24 protein-coding genes and 1 tRNA gene are annotated in these 24933 nt (G+C 61.6%); 8 read left to right on the top strand and 17 right to left on the bottom strand.

Annotation, left to right across the window (positions count from 1 at the left end; all coding sequences use genetic code 11):
* Positions 1-21: 21 nt before the first annotated feature.
* Complete coding sequence (locus BQ8482_RS04845; RefSeq protein ID WP_123146480.1) at positions 22-963, top strand: 2-hydroxyacid dehydrogenase; 942 nt, start codon at positions 22-24, stop codon at positions 961-963.
* Here BQ8482_RS04845 and BQ8482_RS04840 read toward each other — a convergent pair.
* Positions 960-1292 (bottom strand): hypothetical protein, encoded by a 333-nt coding sequence (locus tag BQ8482_RS04840; RefSeq protein WP_123146479.1) that lies wholly within the window; start codon positions 1290-1292, stop codon positions 960-962. The genes BQ8482_RS04845 and BQ8482_RS04840 overlap by 4 nt on opposite strands.
* A 216-nt stretch (positions 1293-1508) precedes the next feature.
* Here BQ8482_RS04840 and BQ8482_RS04835 point away from each other — a divergent pair, with 216 nt between their 5' ends.
* Both BQ8482_RS04835 and BQ8482_RS04825 read left to right on the top strand, forming a co-directional pair.
* Complete coding sequence (locus BQ8482_RS04835; protein ID WP_123146478.1) at positions 1509-2519, top strand: ligase-associated DNA damage response exonuclease; 1011 nt, start codon at positions 1509-1511, stop codon at positions 2517-2519.
* A gap of 232 nt (positions 2520-2751) precedes the next feature.
* Positions 2752-4353: a cisplatin damage response ATP-dependent DNA ligase gene (locus BQ8482_RS04825; RefSeq protein ID WP_123147387.1), complete on the top strand. Its 1602-nt coding sequence runs from the start codon at positions 2752-2754 to the stop codon at positions 4351-4353.
* An 83-nt stretch (positions 4354-4436) separates the two neighbouring features.
* On the opposite strand, the gene BQ8482_RS04820 is transcribed toward BQ8482_RS04825, so the two are convergent.
* The gene (locus BQ8482_RS04820; protein ID WP_123146477.1) at positions 4437-5651 is read right to left on the bottom strand and encodes a hypothetical protein; all 1215 of its coding nucleotides are present in this window, start codon (positions 5649-5651) and stop codon (positions 4437-4439) included.
* A 338-nt stretch (positions 5652-5989) separates the two neighbouring features.
* Between BQ8482_RS04820 and BQ8482_RS04815 the strand changes: the two genes are divergently transcribed.
* Positions 5990-6065: transfer RNA gene (locus BQ8482_RS04815), tRNA-Thr, on the top strand.
* A 135-nt stretch (positions 6066-6200) separates the two neighbouring features.
* Here BQ8482_RS04815 and BQ8482_RS04810 read toward each other — a convergent pair.
* From BQ8482_RS04810 to BQ8482_RS04760, 10 genes are all read right to left on the bottom strand, one after another.
* A complete protein-coding gene (locus BQ8482_RS04810) occupies positions 6201-7430 on the bottom strand; it encodes a TadE/TadG family type IV pilus assembly protein (RefSeq protein WP_165848422.1) in 1230 nt (409 codons plus the stop codon).
* A 448-nt stretch (positions 7431-7878) separates the two neighbouring features.
* A complete protein-coding gene (locus tag BQ8482_RS04800; protein ID WP_123147386.1) occupies positions 7879-8349 on the bottom strand; it encodes a tetratricopeptide repeat protein in 471 nt (156 codons plus the stop codon).
* A 134-nt stretch (positions 8350-8483) separates the two neighbouring features.
* Entirely contained in the window at positions 8484-9452 is a 969-nt protein-coding gene (locus BQ8482_RS04795; RefSeq protein ID WP_123146474.1) for a type II secretion system F family protein, read from the bottom strand.
* 1 nt (position 9453) lies between these two features.
* Positions 9454-10419 (bottom strand): type II secretion system F family protein, encoded by a 966-nt coding sequence (locus BQ8482_RS04790; protein ID WP_123146473.1) that lies wholly within the window; start codon positions 10417-10419, stop codon positions 9454-9456.
* Positions 10420-10422: 3 nt separating this feature from the next.
* The gene (locus tag BQ8482_RS04785) at positions 10423-11841 is read right to left on the bottom strand and encodes a TadA family conjugal transfer-associated ATPase (RefSeq protein WP_123146472.1); all 1419 of its coding nucleotides are present in this window, start codon (positions 11839-11841) and stop codon (positions 10423-10425) included.
* Positions 11838-13049: a CpaE/TadZ family protein gene (locus BQ8482_RS04780; RefSeq protein ID WP_123146471.1), complete on the bottom strand. Its 1212-nt coding sequence runs from the start codon at positions 13047-13049 to the stop codon at positions 11838-11840. Before BQ8482_RS04780 ends, BQ8482_RS04785 begins: the two co-directional genes overlap by 4 nt.
* A 29-nt stretch (positions 13050-13078) precedes the next feature.
* The gene (locus BQ8482_RS04775; protein ID WP_123146470.1) at positions 13079-13342 is read right to left on the bottom strand and encodes a hypothetical protein; all 264 of its coding nucleotides are present in this window, start codon (positions 13340-13342) and stop codon (positions 13079-13081) included.
* A 2-nt stretch (positions 13343-13344) separates the two neighbouring features.
* On the bottom strand, positions 13345-14781 hold the full coding sequence (locus tag BQ8482_RS04770) for a type II and III secretion system protein family protein (RefSeq protein ID WP_123146469.1): 1437 nt from the start codon (positions 14779-14781) through the stop codon (positions 13345-13347).
* Positions 14727-15743: a Flp pilus assembly protein CpaB gene (gene cpaB / locus BQ8482_RS04765; protein WP_244602615.1), complete on the bottom strand. Its 1017-nt coding sequence runs from the start codon at positions 15741-15743 to the stop codon at positions 14727-14729. The genes BQ8482_RS04770 and cpaB overlap by 55 nt, the downstream gene beginning before the upstream one ends.
* An 899-nt stretch (positions 15744-16642) precedes the next feature.
* Positions 16643-17776 (bottom strand): PQQ-dependent sugar dehydrogenase, encoded by a 1134-nt coding sequence (locus tag BQ8482_RS04760; RefSeq protein ID WP_123147385.1) that lies wholly within the window; start codon positions 17774-17776, stop codon positions 16643-16645.
* Between the two features lie 54 nt (positions 17777-17830).
* On the opposite strand from BQ8482_RS04760, the gene BQ8482_RS37990 reads away from it, so the two are divergent.
* The 3 genes from BQ8482_RS37990 (at position 17831) to BQ8482_RS04745 (ending at position 19160) form a co-directional block, all read left to right on the top strand.
* Entirely contained in the window at positions 17831-18037 is a 207-nt protein-coding gene (locus BQ8482_RS37990; protein ID WP_165848421.1) for a hypothetical protein, read from the top strand.
* A gap of 305 nt (positions 18038-18342) precedes the next feature.
* A complete protein-coding gene (locus BQ8482_RS04750) occupies positions 18343-18768 on the top strand; it encodes a globin family protein (RefSeq protein ID WP_123146467.1) in 426 nt (141 codons plus the stop codon).
* A gap of 65 nt (positions 18769-18833) precedes the next feature.
* Complete coding sequence (locus BQ8482_RS04745; RefSeq protein ID WP_123147384.1) at positions 18834-19160, top strand: hypothetical protein; 327 nt, start codon at positions 18834-18836, stop codon at positions 19158-19160.
* Positions 19161-19302: 142 nt separating this feature from the next.
* On the opposite strand, the gene BQ8482_RS04740 is transcribed toward BQ8482_RS04745, so the two are convergent.
* From BQ8482_RS04740 to BQ8482_RS04720, 5 genes are read right to left on the bottom strand one after another with little or no spacing between them, the layout of a single operon-like run.
* On the bottom strand, positions 19303-20133 hold the full coding sequence (locus tag BQ8482_RS04740) for a dipeptide ABC transporter ATP-binding protein (RefSeq protein WP_123146466.1): 831 nt from the start codon (positions 20131-20133) through the stop codon (positions 19303-19305).
* Complete coding sequence (locus BQ8482_RS04735; RefSeq protein ID WP_123146465.1) at positions 20130-21023, bottom strand: ABC transporter ATP-binding protein; 894 nt, start codon at positions 21021-21023, stop codon at positions 20130-20132. The genes BQ8482_RS04740 and BQ8482_RS04735 overlap by 4 nt, the downstream gene beginning before the upstream one ends.
* 2 nt (positions 21024-21025) lie before the next feature.
* Entirely contained in the window at positions 21026-21943 is a 918-nt protein-coding gene (locus tag BQ8482_RS04730; RefSeq protein ID WP_123146464.1) for an ABC transporter permease subunit, read from the bottom strand.
* 1 nt (position 21944) lies between these two features.
* Positions 21945-22952, bottom strand: coding sequence for an ABC transporter permease subunit (locus tag BQ8482_RS04725; RefSeq protein WP_123146463.1), 1008 nt, complete (start codon positions 22950-22952; stop codon positions 21945-21947).
* A gap of 58 nt (positions 22953-23010) precedes the next feature.
* Positions 23011-24603, bottom strand: coding sequence for an ABC transporter substrate-binding protein (locus BQ8482_RS04720; RefSeq protein WP_123146462.1), 1593 nt, complete (start codon positions 24601-24603; stop codon positions 23011-23013).
* Between the two features lie 149 nt (positions 24604-24752).
* Here BQ8482_RS04720 and BQ8482_RS37985 point away from each other — a divergent pair, with 149 nt between their 5' ends.
* On the top strand, positions 24753-24923 hold the full coding sequence (locus BQ8482_RS37985; RefSeq protein ID WP_165848420.1) for a hypothetical protein: 171 nt from the start codon (positions 24753-24755) through the stop codon (positions 24921-24923).
* The last annotated feature ends 10 nt before the right edge of the window (positions 24924-24933 follow it).

Genomic DNA, 24933 nt, shown 5'->3' with positions numbered 1-24933 from the left:
CAGAGGAAAAAAGAATCCGCAATGGAAAAAGGCCGTGTCCTGCTTGCCCTCACCGGTATCCATCCACGCCGTTGGCGCGAACTCTTGTCGGCCGAACGAGAGGTGGTGCTCGAGCCGGACGGCGCCAGCGATCCTTCGATCACCTATGCGGTGGTTTGGAAGCAGCGGCCGAACCTTCTGTCGTCGCTGCCCAATCTGCGCGCTGTCTTTTCGATCGGCGCCGGCGTCGACCACATCTTCGCCGATCCCACTTTGCCCGACGTTCCGATCGTCAAGGTCGTGGCCGACAACCTGACCCAATACATGACCGAATATGTCGTCTGGCGGGTGCTCGATCACCATCGCCAGGGCATGCTCTACCGGTCGCAGCAGCAAAAGAAGATCTGGCACGAGCCGCCGCAGCGGCCGGCCGGCGACATCTCCGTCGGCATCATGGGGCTCGGCACGCTTGGCCGCGCAGCGGCGTCGGTGCTTTTGTCGCTCGGCTTTGCGGTCAATGGCTGGTCGCGCAGCGAGCGGCCGATGGAAGGCGTTTCGACCTATGCCGGCGAGGCAGGGTTGATCCCGTTCCTCAACGCCACCGACATTCTGGTGGTGCTTTTGCCGCTCACGCCGCAGACGCAAGGCATCATCAATTACGGCGTGCTGAAGGAACTGAGGAAACGCAACGGCCTCGGCGGCTCCGTGCTGATCAATGCCGGGCGCGGCCGCCTGCAGAAGGATGCCGACATCGTGCGCGCGCTGGACGACGGCACGCTGAAGGAAGCGAGCCTCGACGTGTTCGAGGTCGAGCCGCTGCCGAAGACCAGCCGGCTGTGGAGCCACCCGAAAGTGTTCGTGACGCCGCATGCGGCGGCGACCTCCGATCCCGTGCATCTGGTGCCGATCATGCTGCGCCAGATGGCCGCCTTCGAGCGCGGCGAGAAGCTCGAGAATGTCGTGGATCGCAACGCGGGATATTAACCCGGCTTGCCACATTCGCGGCGGGCGATCGACCGGTTCATGGCGTCGATCCGGCCGCTTGCCTGTTCGAGGTCGCGCTGGGCCTTGGGACGGACGTCCGGCGTGAACGGGCCGAGGCCCACCCCGGGATCGGAGAAAGACGGCTTGGCATCCTGCGGGAGGCGATATTGCTGCGCCAGCCGGTTGCGTTGCGCCAGCAATTGATCGCAAGGCATTCTATCATATTGCAGCGAGGACTGGACATTCGCGTCCTGTCGCTCGGCAATCGAGGTGCCGACGCAACCGGCCATTGCCAGGCAAGGTGCCAAGACCACCAAGTTCCAGCGCATGCAAGGTCCTCCGTGTTGGTGTCCTGCCCTTTCGGGCATGCGAATCGGACTTTTTCGCAGCCGCCGCCAGATGTGGCGCAGATGAACGAAAAGCGTCGCCGGACGAGGCCTGATGCGGTTTCGTGATGGAGATCCCGCCGGCAGTTGCCTGTATGCCGAGTCAGCAGTCACTTGCAACAGGCTTCCCGCGCCGGAATTAGCAACTATCTTGGAGCCATGCGCGCCAGCGACCTGCTTCACCCCCGGCCCGAGGGCCTCTATTGCCCACCCGGCGATTTCTTCATCGATCCGGTGCGGCCGGTCAACCGGGCGCTGATCACCCACGGCCATTCCGACCATGCCCGTTCCGGCCACCGTTCGGTGTTGGCCACACAACAGACGCTGGATATTATGGGGCTGCGCTACGGCGAGGGCTTTGCCGGGACCACGCAAGCTGCAGCACTTGGCGAGACGATTGCGCTGAACGGCGTCGCCGTAACCTTCCATCCGGCCGGCCATGTGCTCGGCTCGGCACAGATCGAGGTCGTGCATCAGGGCTCATGCATCGTCGCTTCGGGCGACTACAAGCGCCAGTGGGACGCGACTTGCGAGCCGTTCGAACCGGTCAAGTGCGACGTGTTCATCACCGAGGCGACCTTCGGCCTGCCGGTGTTCCGTCATCCGCCCGATAACGAAGAGATCGCCCGCCTGCTGAAATCGACCGCGCAGTTTCCCGACCGCGCGCATCTGGTCGGCGCCTATGCGCTCGGCAAGGCGCAGCGCGTCATGCGGTTGCTGCGCGATGCCGGGTACGACAGGCCGATCTATATCCACGGCGCGCTGGCCAAGCTCAGCGACTACTACCAGAGCCAGGGCATCGACCTCGGGACGCTGGAGCCGGCGACCGTCGAAAGCGGTGGCAAGGACGATTTCTCCGGCGCCATCGTCGTCGGCCCGCCATCGGCCTTCGCCGACCGCTGGGCGCGACGCTTTCCCGATCCGATCTCGTGCTTTGCGTCCGGCTGGATGCGCATCCGCCAGCGCGCCAAGCAGGGCGGCGTCGAGCTGCCACTGATCATTTCCGACCATGCCGACTGGGACGAGCTGACCGCCACGATCAGGGAGACCACAGCCGGAGAAATCTGGGTGACGCATGGCCGCGAGGAGGCCCTGGTGCGCTGGTGCGAACTCGAAGGCATCGCCGCCCGACCGCTGCATCTCGTCGGCTATGAGGACGAGGGCGACTGAGGATGGAGCCAGCAACCGCCGGTGTAGCGCTCTACGGCGCCCCCCTCTGGCCTGCCGGCCATCTCCCCCACTTGGGGGGAGATCGGATGTCGCGCCGGCTTTCGCCAATCACTGACGTTGTAGGACGGGCGGCAAGAACGAAACTGCCAATCTCCCCCCTCGTGGGGGAGATGTCCGGCAGGACAGACGGGGGCGCGACAGAACGCGACGCTCGCCCATGGTTCTCGCCCTCATGAACCGCTTCGCCGAGCTCCTCGATCGCCTCGTGCTGACGCCGTCGCGCAACGGCAAGCTGACGTTGCTGACCGATTATTTCCGCAGCGTCGAGGATCCGGATCGCGGCCTGGCGCTGGCCGCCATCACCGGCGACCTGACCATTGCGGCGGTCAAGCCGGCGATGCTGCGCATGCTGGTCATGGAACGCATGGACCCGGTGCTGTTCGGCTATTCCTACGACTATGTCGGCGACCTGGCCGAGACGGTGTCGCTGGTCTGGCCGCAATCGCCCGCGGATATCGCCAACCATGAGCCGACGCTCGCCGAGGTCGTCGCGAAATTACAGGCGGCGAGCCGTTCCGACGGGCCGAAGGTGCTTGCCCGGCTGCTCGACAGCGCCAGCATCTCGGCGCGCTTCGCCATCATAAAGCTGGTCACCGGCGGCCTGCGCATCGGCGTCTCGGCGCGGCTGGCCAAGCAGGCGCTGGCCGATCTCGGCAAGGTCGACGTCGCCGAGATCGAAGAGCTCTGGCATGGGCTGACGCCGCCCTATGCCGAGCTGTTCGCCTGGCTGGAAGGCAAGGCAGAAAAACCCAAAAAGACAGCGCTGGCGTTGTTCCGGCCGGTGATGCTATCGAACCCGATCGGTGACGGCGACCTCGAAAAGCTCGACCCGGCCGACTATGCCGCCGAGTGGAAATGGGACGGCATCCGCGTCCAGGCCGTATCGGAAGGTGGCATTCGCCGGCTGTATTCGCGCACCGGCGACGACGTCTCCGGGGCTTTTCCGGACCTCGCAGAGGCGATGAATTTTTCCGCCACCCTCGACGGCGAGCTTCTGGTCGGCGATCCCTTGCAGGCGACCGGCACGTTCTCGGACCTGCAGCAGCGGCTGAATCGCAAGAGCGTAACACCGAAGACCCAGCAGCAATACCCGGCCTTCATGCGCTGCTACGACGTGCTTCAGATCGGCGACGAGGACTTGCGCGCGCGCTCTTTCCGCGAGCGGCGCGGCCGCCTCGAAGCCTTCGTGCAGACGCTCGATCCGAGCCGCTTCGATCTGTCGCCGCTGGTCGAATTCGCCGACTGGCAGGCGCTGGAGGAATTGCGCCGCAAGCCGCTGCATCCGGTCATCGAAGGCGTAATGCTGAAGCGCTGGGATTCGCCGTATCTCACCGGCCGGCCGAAAGGTCCATGGTTCAAATGGAAGCGCGATCCGCACACTGTCGACGCCGTGCTGATGTATGCCCAGCGCGGCCACGGCAAGCGTTCGAGTTTTTATTCCGATTACACGTTCGGCGTCTGGTCCGGTCCGGAAGGATCGGAGGAACTGGTGCCGGTGGGGAAAGCCTATTTCGGCTTCACCGACGAAGAACTGAGGCAGATCGACAAATATGTCCGCGACAACACGATCGAGCGCTTTGGCCCGGTCCGCTCGGTACGGGCCGACCGCAAGAACGGTCTCGTGCTGGAGGTGGCGTTCGAAGGGCTCAACCGCTCGACACGGCACAAATCCGGCGTCGCCATGCGCTTTCCGCGCATTTCACGGCTGCGCTGGGACAAGCCGGCGGCCGAAGCCGACCGCATCGAGACGCTGCAGGCGCTGCTCGACAGTTAGACTTTTGTTTTGAGCTTCGGATTTTCCCAAAACCGGTTTCCACCCTCGGGTAAACCCGTGGGCATGCTTTTGAGTCCGATGCTCTACGGAACAATCGAGACGCGGATCTCGTAGATGTCGACCGACTTGCCCTGTTTGTCGAAGTCGGAATTGATGGCGATGGTGCCGGCAGCACCCGGACGCTTGTCGGGAAACCGCACGTCGAACAGATATTCGTTGCGCTCGTGGCCGACCGCGTAGCGCTTGCGGCCGCAGTCGCCGAGCTCGCCGAAATTGCAGTCGACGGAGATCTGCGTCTCCTGGCCCTCCTCGGAGCGGGCGATGATGTCGAACGTGGCATGCTTGCCGGCGAGTTTTTCCAAGACGCCTTGCCCGACGTCGAAGCTGATCGCCGAACCGGAGGCGCCCGACCGGATGCGCAGGAAGGAACCGCTGTCGTCCTGCATGACTTCGGCCTTGGCATCCGAAGGCGCGCTGACAAGCGCCGGGTCGCCCGGTGAAAACACATTGATCCAGTCGCGCTCCGCCTCGCCGGGGTTCAGCGGCGAGGCCGTGTCGCTTGGCGGCGTAAAATCATCGTCTTCCACCGTCGGTACGGTTTGCGGCGGGGCCGTGTCGAGTTCGGCCGCCGACTTGAAGACGCCGGTCTGCGCAGCGAAATAGAGGCCGATACCGACAGCTGCGAGCAGCGTCACGCCGAGGAAGATCGCGGTGAGAGGCAGACGGGGGCCTCTCACCCGCCTGTCGTCGCGGTCGGGCATCACCTCTGCGTCGTCGTCTCCGGTCGATGGGCGGGACGACAATTCGATCTCCGGCGCATCGGGAAAAGCCGCTTCGGGCATGATATCGGGAACGACCGGCAGGACGCGCGAGCGCGGTGCGTCGGATGTTGGGGGCGCGTCGGCGGCAAGGTGCACGTCGGAAGCGGGAGACTCCGCCGGACCGTCGACAATGACGTCAGGCGCCGGAGCTGGTTCAGCATCGGCGTCGGCATCCGGTTCGGCCTCAACTTCTGCTGCGCTGTCAGCCAGCTGCTCTACCGCCGGTGCTGCAGCGTCATCATCGGTCTGTGGGCCGACGCCGGGAACCGCCGGCAGGAATTCGGATTCGATTTCGGTGATCTTGGCCTGCACCGCCTTGCGGCGCTTGATGGCGAGTTCCACCGTCACGCCCGGGTTGGCCTGCAGGGCACGATCAAGTGCGGCGAAGGCCGATCGATAGACCCGCTCGCGAAACGCGCGGTCTTCGGCATTGCCTTTCTCGAAGGCATTCCGGATCGCTTTTTCGATCGCGTCCAAGCTGGATCCCTCTGCACCTACGGTCACATGTCATGATCGTTAGCCGCAGGCGATCAATCAATCAACGGGCCAGCGGCCGCATTCTGTCTTCGTGACACATCCAAAGCTCATTTCGGCGGTTTTCGGTAAAGGAATCAACATTTTTCGCCGATTTCCCGATGCAGCGCCAACGCGATGTCGCGCAACCTGCCGGCGAGTCATCGCGCCACCGCATGGCGGATCGGCGCGGCCGCCGCTTATAGGCCGGCATGAGCCCACACGAAATGCCAAGTCCCATCTTGAATTTGTGGCGGGTTGCGTCTATCACCCAGCGCATCTTGGAGGCCCTGGCTTCCCGGGCCGCTTTAGCTCAGTTGGTAGAGCACATCATTCGTAATGATGGGGTCAGGTGTTCGAGTCACCTAAGCGGCACCAATCTTTCCAAGGGGTTGCGGGCCCAAAGCGCTCCTCACCACACCGCAGATTCGAGATCAGGACACATTTCGGGACACAAAACCGAGCGTCGGTGGTGCGTGGGCCAATGGGAGGTCTCGAACGTTCGCAACTGCCTTACATCGAAAAGTAGAACGGGCCTGCCACTCTAGCTTCGCGTCCCCCCAGTTCCGCACTGCAGTCGGACTTGATGTTCGAATTGCCGCTCATCTTGATCGTGTCGGCAACGATTCGCAGGCAGCTGCTGCTAGTTCCGTTGTTACCATTGTAGGTCAGGTCGCCATAGGGGAAGTACAGAACGCCGTTCAGATCAGTGGCGCCATTCCCATTGAACAGGTGGGACGATGTGTTCGCTCGTGCCGACATCATCAGCATGCCGGCATAGTCGCCTGTCTGCGGCGCGCTCAATGACAGCGAGCCGTTGCCGTTCACTGTTATACCGCCATCAGCCATGAAGATGGTCACACCGGCGCCGGTCACTGTGCCTTTGACGGAAAGAGAACCTTCGACATAATAGAGGCCCGGCTCCAGGGTTTTGTCGCCGCTCAGATCGAGATTTCGATACCGCCCTGGACTGACTGTCAAGTCGCCAGCGTTCGGATTAGGATACAAGATTGGTGGTACCGGTTCCACCAGGTTACCCCATGGGTCAGGCAGTCGCCACGCATTGACGCGATTTTGCTCACAATCGGTGATCAGTCCGCTGGTCGCCACTATTCCGCCAGATGATTGAATGCAGTCCGCCTCAAGGGACGCGTCGCCGCCAACATAGATGGAATCCGGAGCCGACGAATTGGAAGCGATAACGCAGCCATCCATGATGACTGTGGTGCTCCCGGCCGCCTCGAAGGCGCGCGGCGCGGCCCGGTTGAGGGCATAGACGCACGCGGTATCACCATTGCTGGACGTAATGCGGGACCGGACGAGAATGTTGGTCGATGACGGTCCATCGCCGCCGATTGAGCGCGGAATGAGATAGGTGTAGTTGAGGCTGGATTCAGTCCTGAGGCTCTGGCTTCCGTCGTTTTCCGTCGCCAGACCGTGATAGACGAGCGAGGGTATGTTATCCGCGCTTGCATCGACCGATGCCAAGTTGGCTTTGAGTAGCTTGTCGCCAAGCGCCTGTAGCTCACCGTCGCTCAGGCCCGAGTTGACCTTAACGGCGATCTCCATGCTTGCTGCATCGAGAGCCGATTGAAGCCTGCTCCGCTCGCGGTTCATGTTCGCGAGATCCACCGCGGCGCCGACTGCTGCAATCATAGGAAGCAGCATGACAACGAGACCGATCGCAAAGTTACCGCGGCTGTCTCGAAAGAACCGTTTCACAAGCAGAATTTGGTGCATCATGCCGGCAAAATGCATCCCTGCGGCAAAGAAGTTGTTTCATTGATCACTAAACTCTTAAGTAGGACGGAATTCATCCTCACAGGAAAGCTGCCGGACGGTCAAACCGCTGTCCGGATGGAGGATGCCGCCGTTCCGTGGCCGCGAATACAGAGCGCTCTCAGCGAGCGGATGCAGGTATCGCTCGACTGTGCACAGCGCGGAACGGTTACCCGTCGCTAATTCTATTGAAAAATAGACATTCGAAATGGGTGATCGCCAGCACCACTCGTGACCTATTCCAGTTTAGAAGGGCAAGTTCTGGCGCTGAACAACATGCCAGATCCGTTCTACGCCACCATTTCGCTCCAGAACCGATCTAGCCAGGCTTTCTACAATTTTTCACGTTGGACCCCGCGGCGTTCTGTAAGCCAACTGCAATTCGTTGGATCCGGCGACGGTTCGAACGCTGCTACGGCTTGTTCATCAGTGCGAGGTTGGCATCGACCACCGAGGTATCGGTCATTCCTGCCTTGGCCTCCAGAAGCAATTCGCGGGCTTTTTTCTTGTTGCCGCGCAACAATTGCGAATACCCCATATTGTTGACGATGTGGGCCCGGCGGCCGGCAACCACAACAAGCTGATCGTAAGCGCGGTCGGCAAAATCGAAGCGGCCGAGCTGGTCGTAGGAGGCGGCAAGTCCCAGCCATGCCTCGGCATTGTCGGACCGAAGTTCCACCGCCTTGCGGAAGTGCTTTTCCGCCAGCCCATAATTGGCTTCGCGGAACTGCGTCTTGCCAGATACGAGATCAGCCCCGCTGATGTCGGTCGTCGCCGGAGCGATCGACGTGGTCTCGGTGACGTCGACGCTGCTCGTCGCGCATCCCGTCACAATCGTCACGACTGCGACCGCAGCCAACGCGGCGAATTTCGATTGCCCCATAATCTGCCCCATCCGGCCGCTTGGCGGGCCGTCTCATCAAGCACCATAGCGGGTTCGGCTTAAGCTTCGGTGGCGGGTTTCGAGCAAATATTAGGAAAGCCGAACATATTGGATTAACTATCGACTGGAGCGGATCAGTCGCCTGCCGTCATTTTCACGATGATCGGGATGATGGCGATCATCAGCACGACTGGCAGGATGCAGACCGTAACCGGCACCGACATCTTTGCCGGCAGCGCGTGCGCCTTTTCCTCAGCTATCGACATGCGCTTGTGACGCATTTCGTCCGAATAAACCCGAAGCGCGCCCGAAAGGCTGGTGCCAAGCTCTTTCGATTGCTGAAGCAGCGTGGCGAAGGAGCGTACCTCGTCGAGGCTCAGGCGATCAGCCAACGATTTCAGCGCATCGTCAAGGCTGCGCCCTGCCCTGAGTTCGAGCGAGACAAGCTGAAGGTTCTGGCTGAGCGAGGGATAAGTGATAAAGAGCTCTTTCGACACCCGCTCGATCCCTGCCTCCATGCTCATGCCGGCGTCCGCGCAGACGATCATCAGGTCCATGAAATCGGGAAAGCCATTGCGGTATTCCCGCATTTTCGTACGGACCTGCGAGGTCAATACAAGACCCGGCAGAAAATAACCGGCGCCACCGGACATGATGATAAAAGTCCAGCGGCTCGGAACTGCCGATTCACCGCCAAACCAGCGGACGACCAGAAACGCAACAACGGCTCCAGCCAGGAAGCCGACAAAGCGGATGACAAAAAACCTGCCGACCGCGCCTGGATCCATGTGACCAGCCTGGATGAGTTTCATCCGCAGCCGCGCAACGTTTTCCGGATCGCTTTTGGCGTAGAATTCATGGGCGGTTTTCATCGCCTTGTCGCGGACGGCGCTGGCGTTCCGTTTCGGCGCGGCGGTCGGCTTGGGTGCCTCCGCAACCTCGGAGACTTCGACCTTGAGCCGGCGCTTCAAGTCGCCGCGTCCTCCACGCGCGGTACTCCACTGCCAGAGGATCGCTCCTCCTCCCACGGCGAGCAGCAAAAGCGCCACCGGCGCCAGCGACGTCGGGCGAAGGGAGGCAAGGAGGCCGATCAGGGTTTCCATGTCAGAATTTGAAGTTCGACATCTTGAACATCATGGCGTTGCCCAGCATTAGCCATAAGATCGAACCGCCCAACAGATACCAAGTCATCGGCTCGCCCCAGACGCTCTCGTAGAATTGCGGCATCATGACCATGATGCCGACCATCAGCAGCGCCGGTACGGCGGTCAGGATGTAGGCCGACATGCGGCCCTCGGTCGAGATTGCTCGCACTTTGCGCCGCAGCTTTCCGCGCTCGCGGATGATCGACGACAGACCATCCAGGATTTCGCGCAGATTGCCGCCTGAGCTGCTCTGGATCGACACAGCGGTGACGAACAGCGGCAGGTCTTCGTGTCCGACGCGCTCGAACAGCGAATGCAGCGCGGAAACCAGATCGGAGCCATAGGTCACTTCGTCGGCGATCACGCCGAATTCGGTGCCGATCGGATCGGCCATTTCACGCGCCACCATCGAGATCGCCACCGGAACCGGATGCCCTGCCTTGAGGCTTCGCGTGATGAGTTCCAGAGCTTCTGGAAGCTGCATTCCGAACATCTTGTGCCGCCGCTTGCGCAGGAACCGCAGGGTCATGATCGGAAAGACCAAACACATGACCGGAAGCACTGCCAGTGCAATGATCAGCGGCAGGCCGTTGGAAACGGCAAACAGGCAGATGCCAAGCGCCAGACCCGACGTGATCAGCAGAAATTTCGGCAGTGGCAGGACCATGCCGGACTGGATCCGCAGCTCCCGAATCCGGTCGAGTGAAAGCATCGAAGCACCGCCTTCCATCCCACGCTCTTTGCGCAGTTGGATCAGCACCTGCTCTTGGCTGAGCTTTTTCTCCTGCAGCTTCATTCGCCGATTGATCGCCATGCGGCGCTCCCGGTGCCCGGCGTAAAGCAGGTAAAACGCTTCGGCGATCATGATGCCGGTCAGACCAGCGCCGGCATAAATCACATAGATGGCGCTGAATCCCTCGAGCATTGATTATTCCTGCTGTCTGCCAGGCTCGAAATATCGCCCAGGAAATTCGATGCCCATCGCCTTCAGGTCTTCGAGGAAGCGCGGGCGCAGGCCCGTCGCCTCGAAGTGGCCAAGGATCGTCCCGTCCGCTTCCATGCCGGTGCGCACGAAGCGAAATATCTCCTGCATCTGGATCACGTCGCCTTCCATCCCGGTCACTTCGGCGACGCTCGTGACCTTGCGCTTGCCGTCGGAAAGCCGGGTAAGCTGCACGACGATATCGAGCGCGCTTGCGATCTGGCTGCGGATCGACTGCACGGTCATCGGCATTCCGGTCATGCCGAGCATCTGTTCGAGACGGGAAACCGCGTCGCGCGGCGTGTTGGCATGAATGGTCGCCATCGAGCCTTCGTGGCCGGTGTTCATCGCCTGAAGCATGTCGAAGGCTTCCTCGCCGCGGCACTCGCCGAGGATGACGCGGTCCGGCCGCATGCGCAGCGCGTTTTTGACCAGATCGCGCTGCTTGAGTTCGCCGTGACCTTCGATATTGGCCGGCCTCGTCTCCATGCGCGCCACATGCGGCTGCTGCAATTGCAGTTCGGCCGCGTCTTCGATGGTGATCAGGCGCTCGTCTTCGGGGATGAAGGCTGACAGCGCGTTCAGCATCGTCGTCTTGCCGGTGCCGGTGCCGCCGGAAATAATCGTCGTCTTGCGGGCATGGACTGCGGCGGCAAGGACTTCGGCCATGTTCTGCGTGACCGCACCGAATTCAACGAGCTTATGCAGGCCGAGCTTATTCTTGGAGAATTTGCGGATGGATACCAGCGGACCGTCGACACCGACCGGTCGGATGGCGGCATTGAAGCGTGAGCCGTCGAGCATGCGCGCGTCGACCATCGGCTGGGATTCATCGACGCGGCGGCCGACGGCCGCAACGATCTTGTTGATGATGCGTATGAGGTGAGCTTCGTCCTTGAACGGAATATGCACCTGCTCGAGCTTGCCATGCCGCTCGACGAAGCAACTGCGATGGCCGTTGATCAGGATGTCGTTGATGGCTGGGTCTTTCAGCAACGGCTCGAGCGGGCCGAGGCCGACCATTTCGTCGACAATGTCATCCACCAGCGCGTCGAGTTCGGCGACATTGACCGCAAGCCGTTCGCCGCGCGCCTTCTCGGAGACGAAATCATGCACTTGCCGCCGCATCTCGTCGCGCGGCAGGCGCTCGAGCGCTACGAGGTTGATCTCTTCGATCAGCATGCGGTGAATGCGCATTCTGGCGTCGAGGACCTTCGTGGGCTTTGCCGGCCCCACCTCGGGTTTCGGCGGGGCCGGCTTGCGTGTCGTCGGGATGACGACCGGCCGATGCTGGACTGGCGCCTGCTCCTGCCGGATTTCCGGCGTGGCATCGCGTTTCTGGAGCGTCGAAAATCGGCTGATCACCCGGCTCTCCTCAAAAGACTTTTGCCGAGCCCGAACAGTGAACGCTTTTTCCGCGTTTCCGCCACGACCTCATCAGGCAGGACTATTCGCCTGAGATCGTTGACGACATTCGCGTTGGGGTCGATCTCGTGCAGCGGAACGCCGCGATCGACGGCCTCGCGCACCAGCTTGTAATTGTTCGAGATGCCGCCGACGAAATGCTCGCCGAGGAATGCCTGGACGTCGGCCCGCTTGATGCCGCTTTCGAACAGGCGTTGTTCGAAGCGGTTGACGATGACGTTTGGCTTCACCTCCTTGCCCACCGTCTCATAAACGGCCTGGATCAGCCGCTGCGTATGGCGCAGGCACGGCACGGTCATTTCGGCGACGATGTAGAGCTTGTTTGAGCCCAGCAGCACGGTCTCCGTCCAGGGAAACCACGTGCGCGGCATGTCGATGACGACATTGTCGAAATAGGCGGAGACGAGGTCCAGCATGCGGACAACCACGTCGGCGTTGAACGTGCGCATCTCCGCTGGCCGCGCAGGCGCAGCCAGCACGCAGAGACCGCTCGCATGTTTCGAGAGCATCACGTCAAGAAGCTGGCGGTCAAGGCGTTCCGGCTGATTCTCGATTTCGTTGATGTCGAAGCGTGGCTCGAGGTCGAGATATTCGGCGCATGAGCCTTGCTGGAAATTGAGATCGACTACGCAGGTCGACGATCCGCGCGTTACCGAATGGTGGAGCTGGAACGCGGTTTGCAGCGTCAGCGTGGTGGTGCCTACCCCCCCGGCGGCGGGCATGAACGTATAGATTTGCGACTCGGTGTTCTCTTCGCGCCCCGGTCCCTCAAGCGCGCGAACGCAGGAGCGAACAAGATCGGCGGTGGTCAGCGGCTTGACCAGAAAATCGGCGACCTGAAGCTGAACCAGGATGCGCGCGGCGGACGCATTGAATTCCTGAGTCACAACGATGATTGCAGCGCGCCTCTCGAGCCGCCGCGTAATGCGCTGCAGCGCCTCGATCTCGTTGAGCTTGGCCGCATCCATGTCGACGATCACCGCGCTGCAATCAGCCTCCTGGATTTCGCCGCGTAACTCGGTGACGTTCTTCTCGACCGTAACAAGCGCAACCGCCTCCGACGAGGCGAACGCCGTCCTCGTTTTCTGCACAAAGCTCTTGTCGGTGGAAACAAGCACGATCCGCTTGGTTTTTCCGGGATTTGCCATTCTTCTCGCCCGCGCGTTTGGTGGCCTGATCAGTAACCGGCCGTGGGTTGCGATGCTTTTTCCTCGACCGCTTTCGGGGCCGCGCTCGGCTGGGCGCCGCGGTTTGCTGGCACCCGAAGCCGGGTGCGTTCGACGCCCTCAGGCCACGGATCGACCAGCTGCATCACGGTGTTGGCCGCCATCGCATTGCCCGCGCCTTGGGTCAGCCCGTCGAGACGCATCGTCTCCTCGGTGGCACAACCGCTGGCAGAGGCAAGCATTGCGACGGCGCCGATCCTTGAAAGCGTTCGCATGCTCATTCCTTTGGGAGATCGAGGAAGTGGCCGACTTTTGTGGCTGGAGCGGCAGCGTCGGTTGCGGTCCCGCCATTGTGGGCGGCGTCGGCGGTTTTCACCTCCTCTACATTGCCCAGAAAATAATCGACATTGCTTGCCGGCAAGGTGCCGTCAGCCGGCGTCAGCGGCTTCTTCGATGGGTCCATCGGCTTAACGAGGTACGGCGTGACGATGATGACCAGGTCCGTTTCGCGCCGCTGATACGCTCTGGAACTGAACAGCGGGCCGAGCACCGGCAACTTGCCCAGACCTGGAACGCGCTGCTGAACCATGTCGTTCTCGCTTTGCAGCAAGCCCGCCATCATGAAACTCTGACCGCTTTTCAGATCGATCGACGTGTGCGCGCGCCGCACCACGAAACCCGGGATGGAGATGTTGCCGATATTGTAGGAAGCCGATCTATCGATCGAGGAGACCTCCGGCTCGATGTCGAGAGCGATCAGGCCGTCGCTGAGCACGGTCGGTGTGAAGTCCAGGCTGACGCCGAACTTTTTGTATTCGACTGTGATCTTGCCGACCTCTTCCGAGACTGGGATCGGAAACTCGCCGCCCGCCAGGAAGCTCGCTTTTTCACCCGAGCGCGCAATCAGGTTCGGTTCGGCAAGACGTCGCGCGACACCGCGGTCTTCCAGAGCCTTGATGGCGACATCGATTGACACGCCGTTGGAGAGAAGGCCGCCGATGAGCTGTGCCGCGGGAGCGGCCTTAGAAACCGAAGGAGTGGAGTTGAATGAGACGCCGCCATTGCTGCCGATGTATCTCACGCCGATTTTGGTGCCGAGTTCCTGTCCCACCTGCCGGTTGATTTCGACGAAGCGCACATTCAGCTGAACCTGCTGCGACGAGGAAATATTGACCGAGTTGATGACGGTTTCTTCGCCCGAAAAATTGGTGGCGATCCGAGTCGCCTTATCAACCGCCAACGCATCTTCGGCTGAGCCAGACAGAACAAGCCGGCCATTCGCCGAGCTAACCTTTATGTTGGCCCCCGGCACGCTGTCGCGGATGGTGCTGGCCAAACGGTCGGTGTCGAGCGTCACCTCGATGTCCATCGTACCGACCAGTTTCTTGTTTTCGTCGAAGAGAGCGATGCCCGTGGTGCCGAGATTACTGCCGAGCAGGTAGAAGGAGCGGTCCGTCAGCGGCTTGACGTTGGCGATCTCTGGATCGCCGATGACGATCTCGTAGAACGGCACATCGGTCTTGATCGTTCTGGGCTTTCCCCTGGCGAGCTTGATCGACATGTTTTTGGTCGAGGTAATGTAAACCACGCCGTTGCCGGCCTCAGCGTTTCCAACGCCAACCAGAAAGTGTCCCGCCGCAAACGAGATCGCCAGCAAGGCTATTCCGGCAGCATGCGCGCCGCTCCGAGACAAATTGCCCACCCACCCAAACATTGCCTGTCCCCAAAAATCCGGCACCCCTGCCGGTGTCGTGTCACTTGTCCGGCGCAACAACCTGATAGGATTGCGGGTTGGTGCCGCGCGTCACGATCACGGTCTTGAATTTTTGCGCTTCCGGCCCCTCTGCGGCGATCGCCTTTTGCGCCCGCAGTATCCGACCCGCCGGCCGCCACCGAGCCGCCGAATGAAGAGATGGTCGTCAAACCGTCTGTCGAACCACCGCCTTCGCTTGAGGCGCGCAGCGACAGCGACAGCGTGCCCACCGTGCGGGCCAGCGCCACCTTCTGCGCGCCCTCGGCATTGACCTCGATGGTCACAGAATTAGCGATCTGCGGACTGGTCTGCCGCTCGTCGGCGCCCTGGCCGACGGTCAGCACCTTGGCGCTCTCGACCACGATCTCGCTGGTCAGCGTCGAACCGGCCGCGCCTTCGGCATTTTTCGCGACTTCGGTGATGGCGCCGGCGTCGCGCGTCAGCACCACGTCGACATGGTCGCCGGGCATAACGAAGCCGCCGACGCCGGCTATTTCGTCGGTGCGGATTGTCACCGCCCGCATGCCGGGCGAAAGCAGGTTCGACAGCGTCGCGCGCCCATTGGGACCCGACAGTTTTGCAAGCAAAAGCGGCTCGTTGATCTCTAGGGGTGAAAGCACGACACGACTTCCCTCGGCCAAAGCTTCGTTGATCGTCGTGAAGGCGCCCTGCGGAAGCGAATCCTGCGGCCACGGAATTTCCGCCAGTTGCGTCCGCTCTAGCGCCATGCCGAAGCGCAGCGGCGCCCTGGCGACGACGATCGTCTGAAACTGCATCGCCGGCGGCGCGGGTGTCGGAACTGCGAGCGAAATCCCTCCGGCACGAGCGTTTGCTTCGCTCTTAATCCAGAGATCGGCGGCAAAGATCGAGGCCGCGCCGAACACCGCGGCGATGCCGATCATTGTAATGGCTTTGCCCTTCACACCCGATCCCCCAAAATGCAGCCTTCTGTCTTTTGTCTTTGGCCGGACGCTACCGGGCGATTCTGAACAATTAGAAACTTCGCTTATTCGAATTGGAGCTATCGTTGCGTCTGGTTACCGAACCCTTGGACCTTTTTCCGCAATTTCAGTAAATTTGAGTGAGCGCCATTTACTTTGGGTCGAAATTCACCAGGCTTCGACGTTTCCGGCACGCCGTCACGTTGTTGGTTACCCCACGGTCGATGCGGCCAGAAGCAATCGACAGTTTTCAGGAACGAGTTCATCAGGCTTCTGTGAAATGCTTCGCCATCTAATCTGCGATGGCGTCGCTACCGTGAGCGCCCGGGTCCCCGTTCCGGTGATCGGCCTCGTCAAGACCTAGCGCGCCGGCACTGGCGTCTACATCACGGCCGGTGGCAGGACTTTCTGGCGTTTATCTCGGCGTGCAGGCTGTTTCGACTACACGGAACATGCAGTTGGATATCTGGGACGACCCATGGCGAAACCGATCTTGTACAGTGACGGCGATAAATTAGAGCGAACTCTTTCCGTCGCCATCTTCTTAATTGTATTTTGGTGCGCGATCGTCATTCTATTAGAACGGTATTATCGTATTCAAAATTGTTTTCGGACGAGACAAGGCTTACGATAGCATCGGATCATTTTCTAGCTGTACTATGATTCCTTTCGCTATTCTCTGTTTCCGTGCTTTCGATGGTAATGATTTTGCTTTTAATTTGGCGATGCTCTACGAAAGTTGCCCACGTCGTGTCTGAAGTATTCCGCGGCGACCGTCCTTAACTCGATCACTTAGATAGAGCCGGCCCCCAAGACGTTGGACGTCACAGCGCGATCAGCCCCAACGTTTCAGAAAATCACGTCTGTCGCGCGGCATGGGGTCACTGCGACGCTGCCGGTGACAGTCGCAATATTCTTCCGGCTGGCTCGTCGGTCAACGCCATTACCGCGCCGTCGGGAGCCTGCACCACGTCTCGGATACGCCTGCCGAGAGCGAGGACTTCCTCGCCGGCGACCTGCTTTCCGTCAATCCTGACGCGAACGATGCCCTCCGCCGACAGTCCGCCAATCAGCAGGTCGCCTCGCCAATCGGCAAACATGTCGCCGGTGTAGAAGGTCATGCCGGAAGGCGAGATCACGGGCGTCCAGCTATGGACGGAGCCGGCAAATTCCGGCCTCGTCGACGGATCGGGGATGCGTTTGCCGGAATAGTGCCGGCCCAAGCTGACCACGGGCCAGCCGTAATTCCTGCCTGCTTCCGGAATGTTCAGCTCGTCGCCGCCGAGCGGTCCCATTTCCGCCGTCCAGAGCACGCCGGTTTCGGGATGGAGCGCTGCACTTTGCACATTGCGATGGCCATAGGACCAGATCTCGTCGGCGCCGTCCTTGCCGACGAAGGGATTGTCGTCAGGCACAGAACCATCGGGATTGATGCGGACGATCGTCCCGAGATGATTGTTCGGGTCCTGCGCCTGCCGCATCTTGAAGCGCTCGCCGAGCGTCACGAAGAGCTTGCCGTCCGGCGCGAATACCAGGCGGGAGCCGTAGTGGTTCCGGCCGGAGACGGCCGGTTCCTGCCGGAAGATCACTTCGAAGTTCGAGAGAGCGCTGCCGTTCTCGTCGAGGCGCCCACGGCCGACGGACGTGGCCGCGCCGCCGCCGCGTTCCTCCGAGTAGGAGAGATAGACCGTCCGGTTGTTGGCAAAGTCCGGATCGAGCGCCACATCCAGCAGGCCGCCTTGTCCGCCGGCGAGGACGTCCGGCACACCGTCGATCGGATCGGAAACGGCCCCGTCGGTCGAGACGAGCCGCAGGCGCCCCGGACGCTCGGTGACCAGCAACGCGCCGTCGGGCAGGTAGGTCGCGCCCCAGGGATGCTCGAGCCCTTCGGCAAAGGTCTCGACCGCGATGCGACCAGTTTCGCTCTGTATGCTGCTGGAAGGGTCTTGCGCGAGCAAGGTCGAGGGCGCGCTAAAGGCAAGAAAAAAAGACGAAGCAATGAGTATCCGCAGCATGATTTCTCCATCCGAGCGGGGGTAAAGGGGAGGAGCCGCCGGCTCCCCGATATAATGACCGACTGCCGATGCGGTTCCCAAGCTGGCGCGCGCGCCTGGATTTTCAGCCCTGACCATGTCATTGCCGACCAGATGAGCCCGGCGCATGTGGCCATCGTCAGAGACGCCAGAGGTCATGGTCTGATGGAGGTGACGCTGACCTCGATCGACATGAGTTCGGTCGACCTGGCGATTATATCGCCACCAGCATCGAGGATGTGATCCTCCACGTCGCAGGCGCCTCTCGCAGGCGCAGGATGACGCAGCAGGCCGCGGCTCCAGCGGCGCAACCGGCCGATGAACCATAAAGCGGCAAGGCCGGCGAAACTGTCTGTGCGGATGCGCCGGCGATTGCTGACGCGGCTTCGGTCGCGCCTCCACAACAAGGCACCTGAAAGGAAATGAGCGCGAACTGAAGTTCAAATGAGACACAACTGAAACACAACTACGCGCAGGCGACATGCACGCGAAACGCTTTGGGGCGATGGTCGAGCCTCACCCATGACAGGAATGCAGGAGCGTCGCCGATGACACCCGACCAGATCAGACTTGTCCAGGACAGTTTTCGCGAGGTCGTCCCGATCCGCGTGGCCGCCGCCGCGCTGTTTTACGAACGCCTGTTCGCGATCGATGCGGATCTTCGCGCGCTGTTTCCGGTGAGAGACATGAGCAAGCAAGGCGCCAAGCTGATGGCGAGCTTGGGCTTCGTCGTGCACGGATTGGACCGTGCCGACACCATCCTCCCGACGGTGCGCGTGCTCGCCAAGCGTCACGTGACCTACGGCGTCGAGGAGCGTCATTACCCGATCGTCGGGCAAGCGCTTATCGAGACGCTGGCGGCCGGCCTCGGCACGGCTTTTACGCCGCCGGTCCGCGAGGCTTGGGAGGCAGCCTACGGGTTGCTCGCAAGTGTGATGATCGCGGCTGCCCGTGAGGATCAGCTCGCAGCGTGATTTTTTGGGATGCGGCCGCAGGCGACCATCCACCCGAACGACAATTCCAAATGGAGAGAAACACCATGTTCAGATTCACAGCTCTTGCAGCGCTTTGCCTCGTGGCAAGTTCCGCTTCCGCCGGCGAACTCACGGCCCGTCAGGGTGGGAGCGTCGATCTCGGCAACTTTCATGGCGTCGTCTACTACACGGAGGCGGATGACGGCTATCGGGTGGTCACCACGATGGCGGCGGGCGAAGAAGGTTTGCCGGTACGCTTCGTCGCGACGCTCACCGAGGGCCAGGCGATGGTGATCTCGGTCCCAGGAGCGTTGGCGGGACCCGGCCAGGCACTCGAAATCTCGCGCGCCAAAGGCAAGGTCGTTGTCGCGAAGGTGGAGTCCACCCAGTAGCGGGCGGAAAATTGACGTTGCGACGCATCCGGGTAGTCTTGCGCTTGCTTTCCGCGTCTTCCAACAGCGCGAAGAGACAAATCGGCACCGGCTGTCTGATCGGCGTCGAAATACGTTTGGCCTGGGAGCTGCAATTGCGGCGTCAGGCGGCCTTCTTCTTCGCCAGCCTCGCCTTGATGCTGGCAACGTCGGCGCGCGGCGTCGCCGCGAACAGCGTCTTGGTGTAGCTGTGCTTGGGGTCGGCAAAGACCTCGTCGCGTGAGCCATATTCGACGGCCTCGCCGTAATACATGACCATCACGTCGTCGGCGATGTAGCGCACCACCGAAAGGTCGTGGCTGATGAAGACATAGGTCAGCTCGAACTCGTCCTGCAGGTCGGCAAGCAGGTTGAGCACCTGCGCCTGCACCGACAGATCGAGCGCCGAAACCGGCTCGTCGAGCACCAAGAGGCTCGGATTGAGCATCAGTGCGCGGGCAATGGCGATGCGCTGGCGCTGGCCGCCCGAGAACATGTGCGGGTAACGGTTGTAGTGCTCGGGTCCGAGGCCGACCTTCTTCAGCATCTTCATGGCGAGATCGCGCCGTTCGTCGGCCGGCGTGTCGGTGTTGATGAGCAGCGGCTCGCCCAGCACATCGCCGATCTTCTGGCGCGGATTGAGCGAACCATAGGGGTTCTGGAAGACGATCTGCACCTTGCGGCGCATCTCCTTCGTCAGCCCATCCCTGGCGATGTCGACCTTGTTGCCGTCGATGAAGAGCTCGCCTGCTGTCGCGGGATCGATCAGGGTGATGATACGGGCGAGCGTTGACTTGCCGCAGCCGCTTTCGCCGACGATGGCCAGCGTCTTGCCCTTGTCGACACTGAACGAGACGCCCTTGACCGCGTGCACCGTACGCGAGGGGCGAAACAGGCCGCCGCCGACATGGTAGTCGCGCACGATGTTCTTGCCTTCGAGAACCGTCACACTCATGGCGCGGCTCCCGTTGCCGGCTGGGTTGCCGCGGCGGGCCCGTTTCCCGCAGCAGAGGGGGCCGGTTCGAACAGCATGTCGGAAATGGTCGGCAGCCGATCGCCGACGGCGTTTTCCGGCAGCGCCGACAGAAGCGCGCGCGTGTAGTTGCTCTTCGGCTGCTCGAACAGCGACAGCACGTCGGCCTCTTCCATCTTGCGGCCCTTGTACTGGACGATGACGCGGTCGGCGGTCTCGGCCACGACGCCCATATTGTGGGTGATCATGATCAGGCCCATGCCGTACTTGGCCTGCAGGCCGACCAAAAGATCGAGGATCTGCTTCTGGATGGTGACGTCGAGCGCGGTGGTCGGCTCGTCGGCGATCAGCAGCTTCGGATTGCAGGCGATGGCGATGGCGATCATGACGCGCTGGCACTGGCCGCCCGACATCTGGTGCGGGAACGAGCTCAGCCGCTCTTCCGGATCGGCAATGCCGACCAGCTTCATCAGCTCTATGGCACGGGCCCGACGCTGGGCGCGGTCCATGCCCATATGGAAGCGCAGCACCTCCTCGATCTGGAAGCCGGCGGTGAAGCACGGATTGAGGCTGGCGATCGGCTCCTGGAAGATCATCGAGATGTCCTTGCCGACGATCTTGCGGCGCTCGGACGGACTGAGCTCGAGCAAGTCGATGCCGTCGAAGGCCATGCGGTCGGCCTTCACCGTCGCCGTGTTCGGCAACAGCCCCATCACCGCCAGCATTGCCACCGATTTGCCGGAACCGGATTCGCCGACGATCGCCAGCACCTCGCGCGGCTCGATCGACAGGTCGATGCCTTGCACCGCCATGAACGGTCCGGCGGCGGTATCGAAGGACACGGTAAGATTCTTGATTTCGAGAAGAGGCATGGTCACGACCTCTTCAGCTTGGGATCGAAGGCATCGCGCAGCCCATCGCCGATCAGGTTGATCGCAAGCACCGTGATCAGGATGGCAAGGCCGGGGAAGGTCACCACCCATGGCGCGCGCAGGATGAACTCGCGTGCCGTGGCCAGCATCGTGCCCCATTCCGGCGTTGGCGGCTGCGCGCCGACGCCAAGGAAGCCGAGAGCCGCGGCCTCGAGAATGGCGTTGGAGAAGGACAGCGTCGCCTGCACGATCAGCGGCGCCATGCAGTTCGGCAAGATCGTCTTCACCATCAGCCTGAGATGGCTGGCACCGGCCACCTTGGCGGAGATCACATATTCGCGGTTCTTTTCGGCCATCACCGCCGCGCGGGTGAGCCGCGCGAAATGCGGCTGCAGCACCAGCGCAATCGCCAGCATGGCGTTGAACAGGCCGGGTCCGAGGATCGCCACCAGAACCAGGGCAAGGAGCAGCGACGGGAAGGCCAGGATGACGTCCATGATGCGCATGATCAGCGTATCGACCCAGCCGCGGAAATAGCCGGCGAGCACGCCGAGGATGATGCCGCTGGTCAGCGAGAAAACGACGACGACCAGACCGATGAACAGCGAGAACCGCGCCCCGAAAATCAGCCGCGAAAGCATGTCGCGGCCGACCGCATCGGTGCCGAGCAGGAACATCGATCTGCCGCCCTCCTGCCAGGCCGGCGGCGTCAGCAGCGCATCGCGAAACTGTTCGTCAGGCGAATGCGGCGCGACCAGTGGCGCGAAAATCGCCACCAGCACCAGGGCCGAGAACACGACCAGGCCTATGACGGCGCCGGTGTTCATCGAGTAGTAATGCCAGAACTCGGTGAAGGCGCGTTGCCGGCCGCCGGGCGGAATGGAGGCGGCGGTGGCTTCTGCCGTGGTTTGGTCGGTCATCTCACTGCACCCGGATACGTGGGTTGATAACGGCGTAGAGCACGTCGACGATCAGGTTCACCGCCATGACGATCAGCGCGATGATCAGCAAGCCGCTCTGGACGACGACATAGTCGCGCTTGGCGATCGCGTCGATCATCCACTTGCCGATACCGGGCCAGGAAAAGATCGTTTCGGTCAGAATGGCGCCCGCCATCAGCGTGCCGACCTGGAGGCCGATGGTGGTAACGACGGGGATCAGCGCATTGCGAAAAGCGTGAAGCCCGATGACACGGCGCGGCGCCAGGCCCTTGGCGCGGGCAGTGCGGACGTAGTCCTCGCCCAGCACCTCCAACATCGCCGACCGCGTCTGGCGCGCTATGACGGCAAGCGGAATCGTCGCCAGCACGATCGCCGGCAGGACCAGATGACTGGCGGCGGACCTGAAAGCGCCGCTCTTGCCGGAGATCAGGCTGTCGATCAGCATGAACCCCGTCGTCGGCTTGAAGAAATACTGAAGGCCGATGCGGCCGGAAACCGGCGTCCAGCCGAGATAGCCGGAGAAGAAAATGATGAGCAGCAGCCCCCACCAGAAGATCGGCATCGAATAGCCGGTCAGCGCCACACCCATCGTCGCCTGGTCAAACCATGATCCGCGCTTGACCGCGGCGAATATCCCGGCGGGAATGCCGATGAGTACGGCGATGATCAGCGCGATCGTCGCCAGTTCCAGCGTGGCCGGAAACAGGGCCTGGAATTCACCGAGCACAGGCCGCTTGGTGGCGATCGATATGCCGAAGTCGCCGGTCAGGACCCTGCCGATATACTCGAGATACTGGACGACATAAGGCCGGTTGTAGCCAAACCGCTCGATAAGCTCCGCGTAGCGTTCGGGGCTGACGCCGCGCTCGCCGGCCAGGGCCAGGATCGGGTCGCCCGGCAGAAGCCGGACGAAAGCGAACGCCGCCAGCGATATGCCGAACACGGTCGGGATGATCAAGGCGAGCTTGCGGAGGAGATAGCGGAGCATCTTACTTCATAGAACGGCGGCGCCGGAAGTCCAGCGCCGCCGTCCAATCTCTCAGGGGTTATTCGGTGACGTCGACGCCGTCAAACCGATGAATGCCGAGCGGGTCCATGACGAAGCCAGAAACCTTCTTGTTCATCGGCATGAAGACCTTGGAATGGGCGATGGTCAGCCACGGGGCCTCACGCTTGAACACGACCTGAGCTTCCTCGTAGATCTCGGTGCGCTCAGCGACATCAGTGGTCGCCTTGCCCTTCTGCAACAAGGCTTCGAACTCCTGGTTGCACCAGATCGCATAGTTGGACTGGCCAATGGCATCGCAGCCGAGCAGGAACAGGAAGTTGTCCGGATCGCCATTGTCGCCGGTCCAGCCGAGCTGGAAGGCGCCGTCACGATCCTTCTGCTTGCCGCGTTCGCGATACTCGGTCCATTCGTAGCTGACGATCTCGGCCTTCACGCCGATCTTGGCATAGTCGGCCTGGATCAGTTCCGCGACTCTTTTGGCGTTCGGATTGTACGGGCGGCTGACCGGCATTGCCCAGATCTTCATCGACAGGTCCGTGACGCCGGCGTCGGCCAGCATCTTTTTGGCCGCGTCGGGATCGTACTGATCGTCCTTGATGTCCTTGTTGTAGGACCACATCGTCGGCGGGATCGGGTTTATGGCCGCCTGGCCAGCGCCCTGATAGACCGCATCGAGAATGGCCTGCTTGTTGACGGCCATGTTGAGCGCCTTGCGGACCTCGACCTTGTCGAAGGGCGGTTGCGTCGTGTTGTAGGCCATGTAGCCGATGTTCAGGCCTTCCTGCTCGTCGACCTTGAGGTTTGGGTCAGCCTGCAGGCCGGCGATGTCGGCCGGCGCCGGGTACGACATGATATCGCACTCGCCTGCCTTCAGCTTCTGCGCGCGCACGGCCGGATCGGTCGTGATGGCGAAGATCAGATCGTCGATCTTCTGGCGGCCGCCATAGTAGCCGTCCCATGCCGCATAGCGGATGACCGCATCGACCTGGTAGTCGACGAACTGGAACGGACCGGTGCCGATCGGCTTCTGGGTGAATTGCTGCCTGGTGCCGGCCTTGTCGAGCTGATCGGCATATTCCTTGGAGACGATCGAAGCGAAATCCATGCCGAGGTCCGGCAGGAAAGCGACTTCAGGCTTGTTCAGCACGAATTTCACCGTCAGGTCGTCGACCTTGACGATTTCCTTGAGAAGATCCGGGAAGCCCATGCCGGCAAAATATTCCCAGCCGGTGCCTGCCAGATAGTCGAACCACGGGTTTTCCTTCTTCCACTGGCGTTCGAAGGAGAAGATCACGTCGTCGGCGTTGAGATCGCGCGTCGGCGTGAAGTAGTCGGTGGTCTGGAACTTCACACCCGGCCGAAGCTTGAACGTGTATTCGAGACCGTCGTCGGAAACCGTCCAGCTCTCGGCGAGGCCAGCCGTGATGGTGGTCTTGCCGTGTTCGAACTCGACCAGGCGCGAATAGATGGTGCGCGACGACGCGTCGAAGTCGTTGCCACCGCTCCACGGCGACGGGTCGAAGCCGGCCGGCGACGCCTCCGAGCAGTAGACCAGCTGTTTCGCATTGGCCATGCCGCCGAGGACGCTTGCGGCAAGCAACGCGGCCGCAAAAGTCAGTTTCTTTTTCATGGAGGACTCCCTGATGTTCTTCCAAGCCCCTCTATCAGGCTCGCGAAGCGCGCATATAAGCACCGTTTTTCCGGCTTTGGAACACCCCGTTTGCCTACCCCACGGGAAGCAGAATTTATTTCTGCGCGCTCGCCAAAAAGGAGAAGGAAATGTCAATTACTGCCTTTCACGGTATTGTTAACGACTGCATTTTTTTATTGATATTCAACCCGGCGTTGGTGAGGAACTGCGACCTTCGGCTGGTCGTTGCCGCGGAAGATTTTCTTCCCGTCTTGCCGCAGGGGCAGACTTGCACGGCTGCCGATAGTCGCAATACATAGTTGGCAGGCT

It is taken from the genome of Mesorhizobium delmotii (assembly GCF_900149755.1).
Classification (GTDB): Bacteria; Pseudomonadota; Alphaproteobacteria; order Rhizobiales; family Rhizobiaceae; genus Mesorhizobium; species Mesorhizobium delmotii.
This window is presented reverse-complemented; position numbering and strand designations above follow the sequence as displayed.

Bases quoted from the DNA above. Each gene is read 5' to 3' on its own strand.
- BQ8482_RS04845 (WP_123146480.1), top strand. From the start codon at position 22: ATGGAAAAAGGCCGTGTCCTGCTTGCCCTCACCGGTATCCATCCACGC.
- BQ8482_RS04840 (WP_123146479.1), bottom strand. From the start codon at position 1,292: ATGCGCTGGAACTTGGTGGTCTTGGCACCTTGCCTGGCAATGGCCGGT.
- BQ8482_RS04835 (WP_123146478.1), top strand. From the start codon at position 1,509: ATGCGCGCCAGCGACCTGCTTCACCCCCGGCCCGAGGGCCTCTATTGC.
- BQ8482_RS04825 (WP_123147387.1), top strand. From the start codon at position 2,752: ATGAACCGCTTCGCCGAGCTCCTCGATCGCCTCGTGCTGACGCCGTCG.
- BQ8482_RS04810 (WP_165848422.1), bottom strand. From the start codon at position 7,430: ATGATGCACCAAATTCTGCTTGTGAAACGGTTCTTTCGAGACAGCCGC.
- BQ8482_RS04800 (WP_123147386.1), bottom strand. From the start codon at position 8,349: ATGGGGCAATCGAAATTCGCCGCGTTGGCTGCGGTCGCAGTCGTGACG.
- BQ8482_RS04795 (WP_123146474.1), bottom strand. From the start codon at position 9,452: ATGGAAACCCTGATCGGCCTCCTTGCCTCCCTTCGCCCGACGTCGCTG.
- BQ8482_RS04790 (WP_123146473.1), bottom strand. From the start codon at position 10,419: ATGCTCGAGGGATTCAGCGCCATCTATGTGATTTATGCCGGCGCTGGT.
- BQ8482_RS04780 (WP_123146471.1), bottom strand. From the start codon at position 13,049: ATGGCAAATCCCGGAAAAACCAAGCGGATCGTGCTTGTTTCCACCGAC.
- BQ8482_RS04775 (WP_123146470.1), bottom strand. From the start codon at position 13,342: ATGCGAACGCTTTCAAGGATCGGCGCCGTCGCAATGCTTGCCTCTGCC.
- BQ8482_RS04770 (WP_123146469.1), bottom strand. From the start codon at position 14,781: ATGTTTGGGTGGGTGGGCAATTTGTCTCGGAGCGGCGCGCATGCTGCC.
- BQ8482_RS04760 (WP_123147385.1), bottom strand. From the start codon at position 17,776: ATGCTGCGGATACTCATTGCTTCGTCTTTTTTTCTTGCCTTTAGCGCG.
- BQ8482_RS37990 (WP_165848421.1), top strand. From the start codon at position 17,831: ATGACCGACTGCCGATGCGGTTCCCAAGCTGGCGCGCGCGCCTGGATT.
- BQ8482_RS04750 (WP_123146467.1), top strand. From the start codon at position 18,343: ATGACACCCGACCAGATCAGACTTGTCCAGGACAGTTTTCGCGAGGTC.
- BQ8482_RS04745 (WP_123147384.1), top strand. From the start codon at position 18,834: ATGTTCAGATTCACAGCTCTTGCAGCGCTTTGCCTCGTGGCAAGTTCC.
- BQ8482_RS04740 (WP_123146466.1), bottom strand. From the start codon at position 20,133: ATGAGTGTGACGGTTCTCGAAGGCAAGAACATCGTGCGCGACTACCAT.
- BQ8482_RS04735 (WP_123146465.1), bottom strand. From the start codon at position 21,023: ATGCCTCTTCTCGAAATCAAGAATCTTACCGTGTCCTTCGATACCGCC.
- BQ8482_RS04730 (WP_123146464.1), bottom strand. From the start codon at position 21,943: ATGACCGACCAAACCACGGCAGAAGCCACCGCCGCCTCCATTCCGCCC.
- BQ8482_RS04725 (WP_123146463.1), bottom strand. From the start codon at position 22,952: ATGCTCCGCTATCTCCTCCGCAAGCTCGCCTTGATCATCCCGACCGTG.
- BQ8482_RS04720 (WP_123146462.1), bottom strand. From the start codon at position 24,603: ATGAAAAAGAAACTGACTTTTGCGGCCGCGTTGCTTGCCGCAAGCGTC.
- BQ8482_RS37985 (WP_165848420.1), top strand. From the start codon at position 24,753: ATGTCAATTACTGCCTTTCACGGTATTGTTAACGACTGCATTTTTTTA.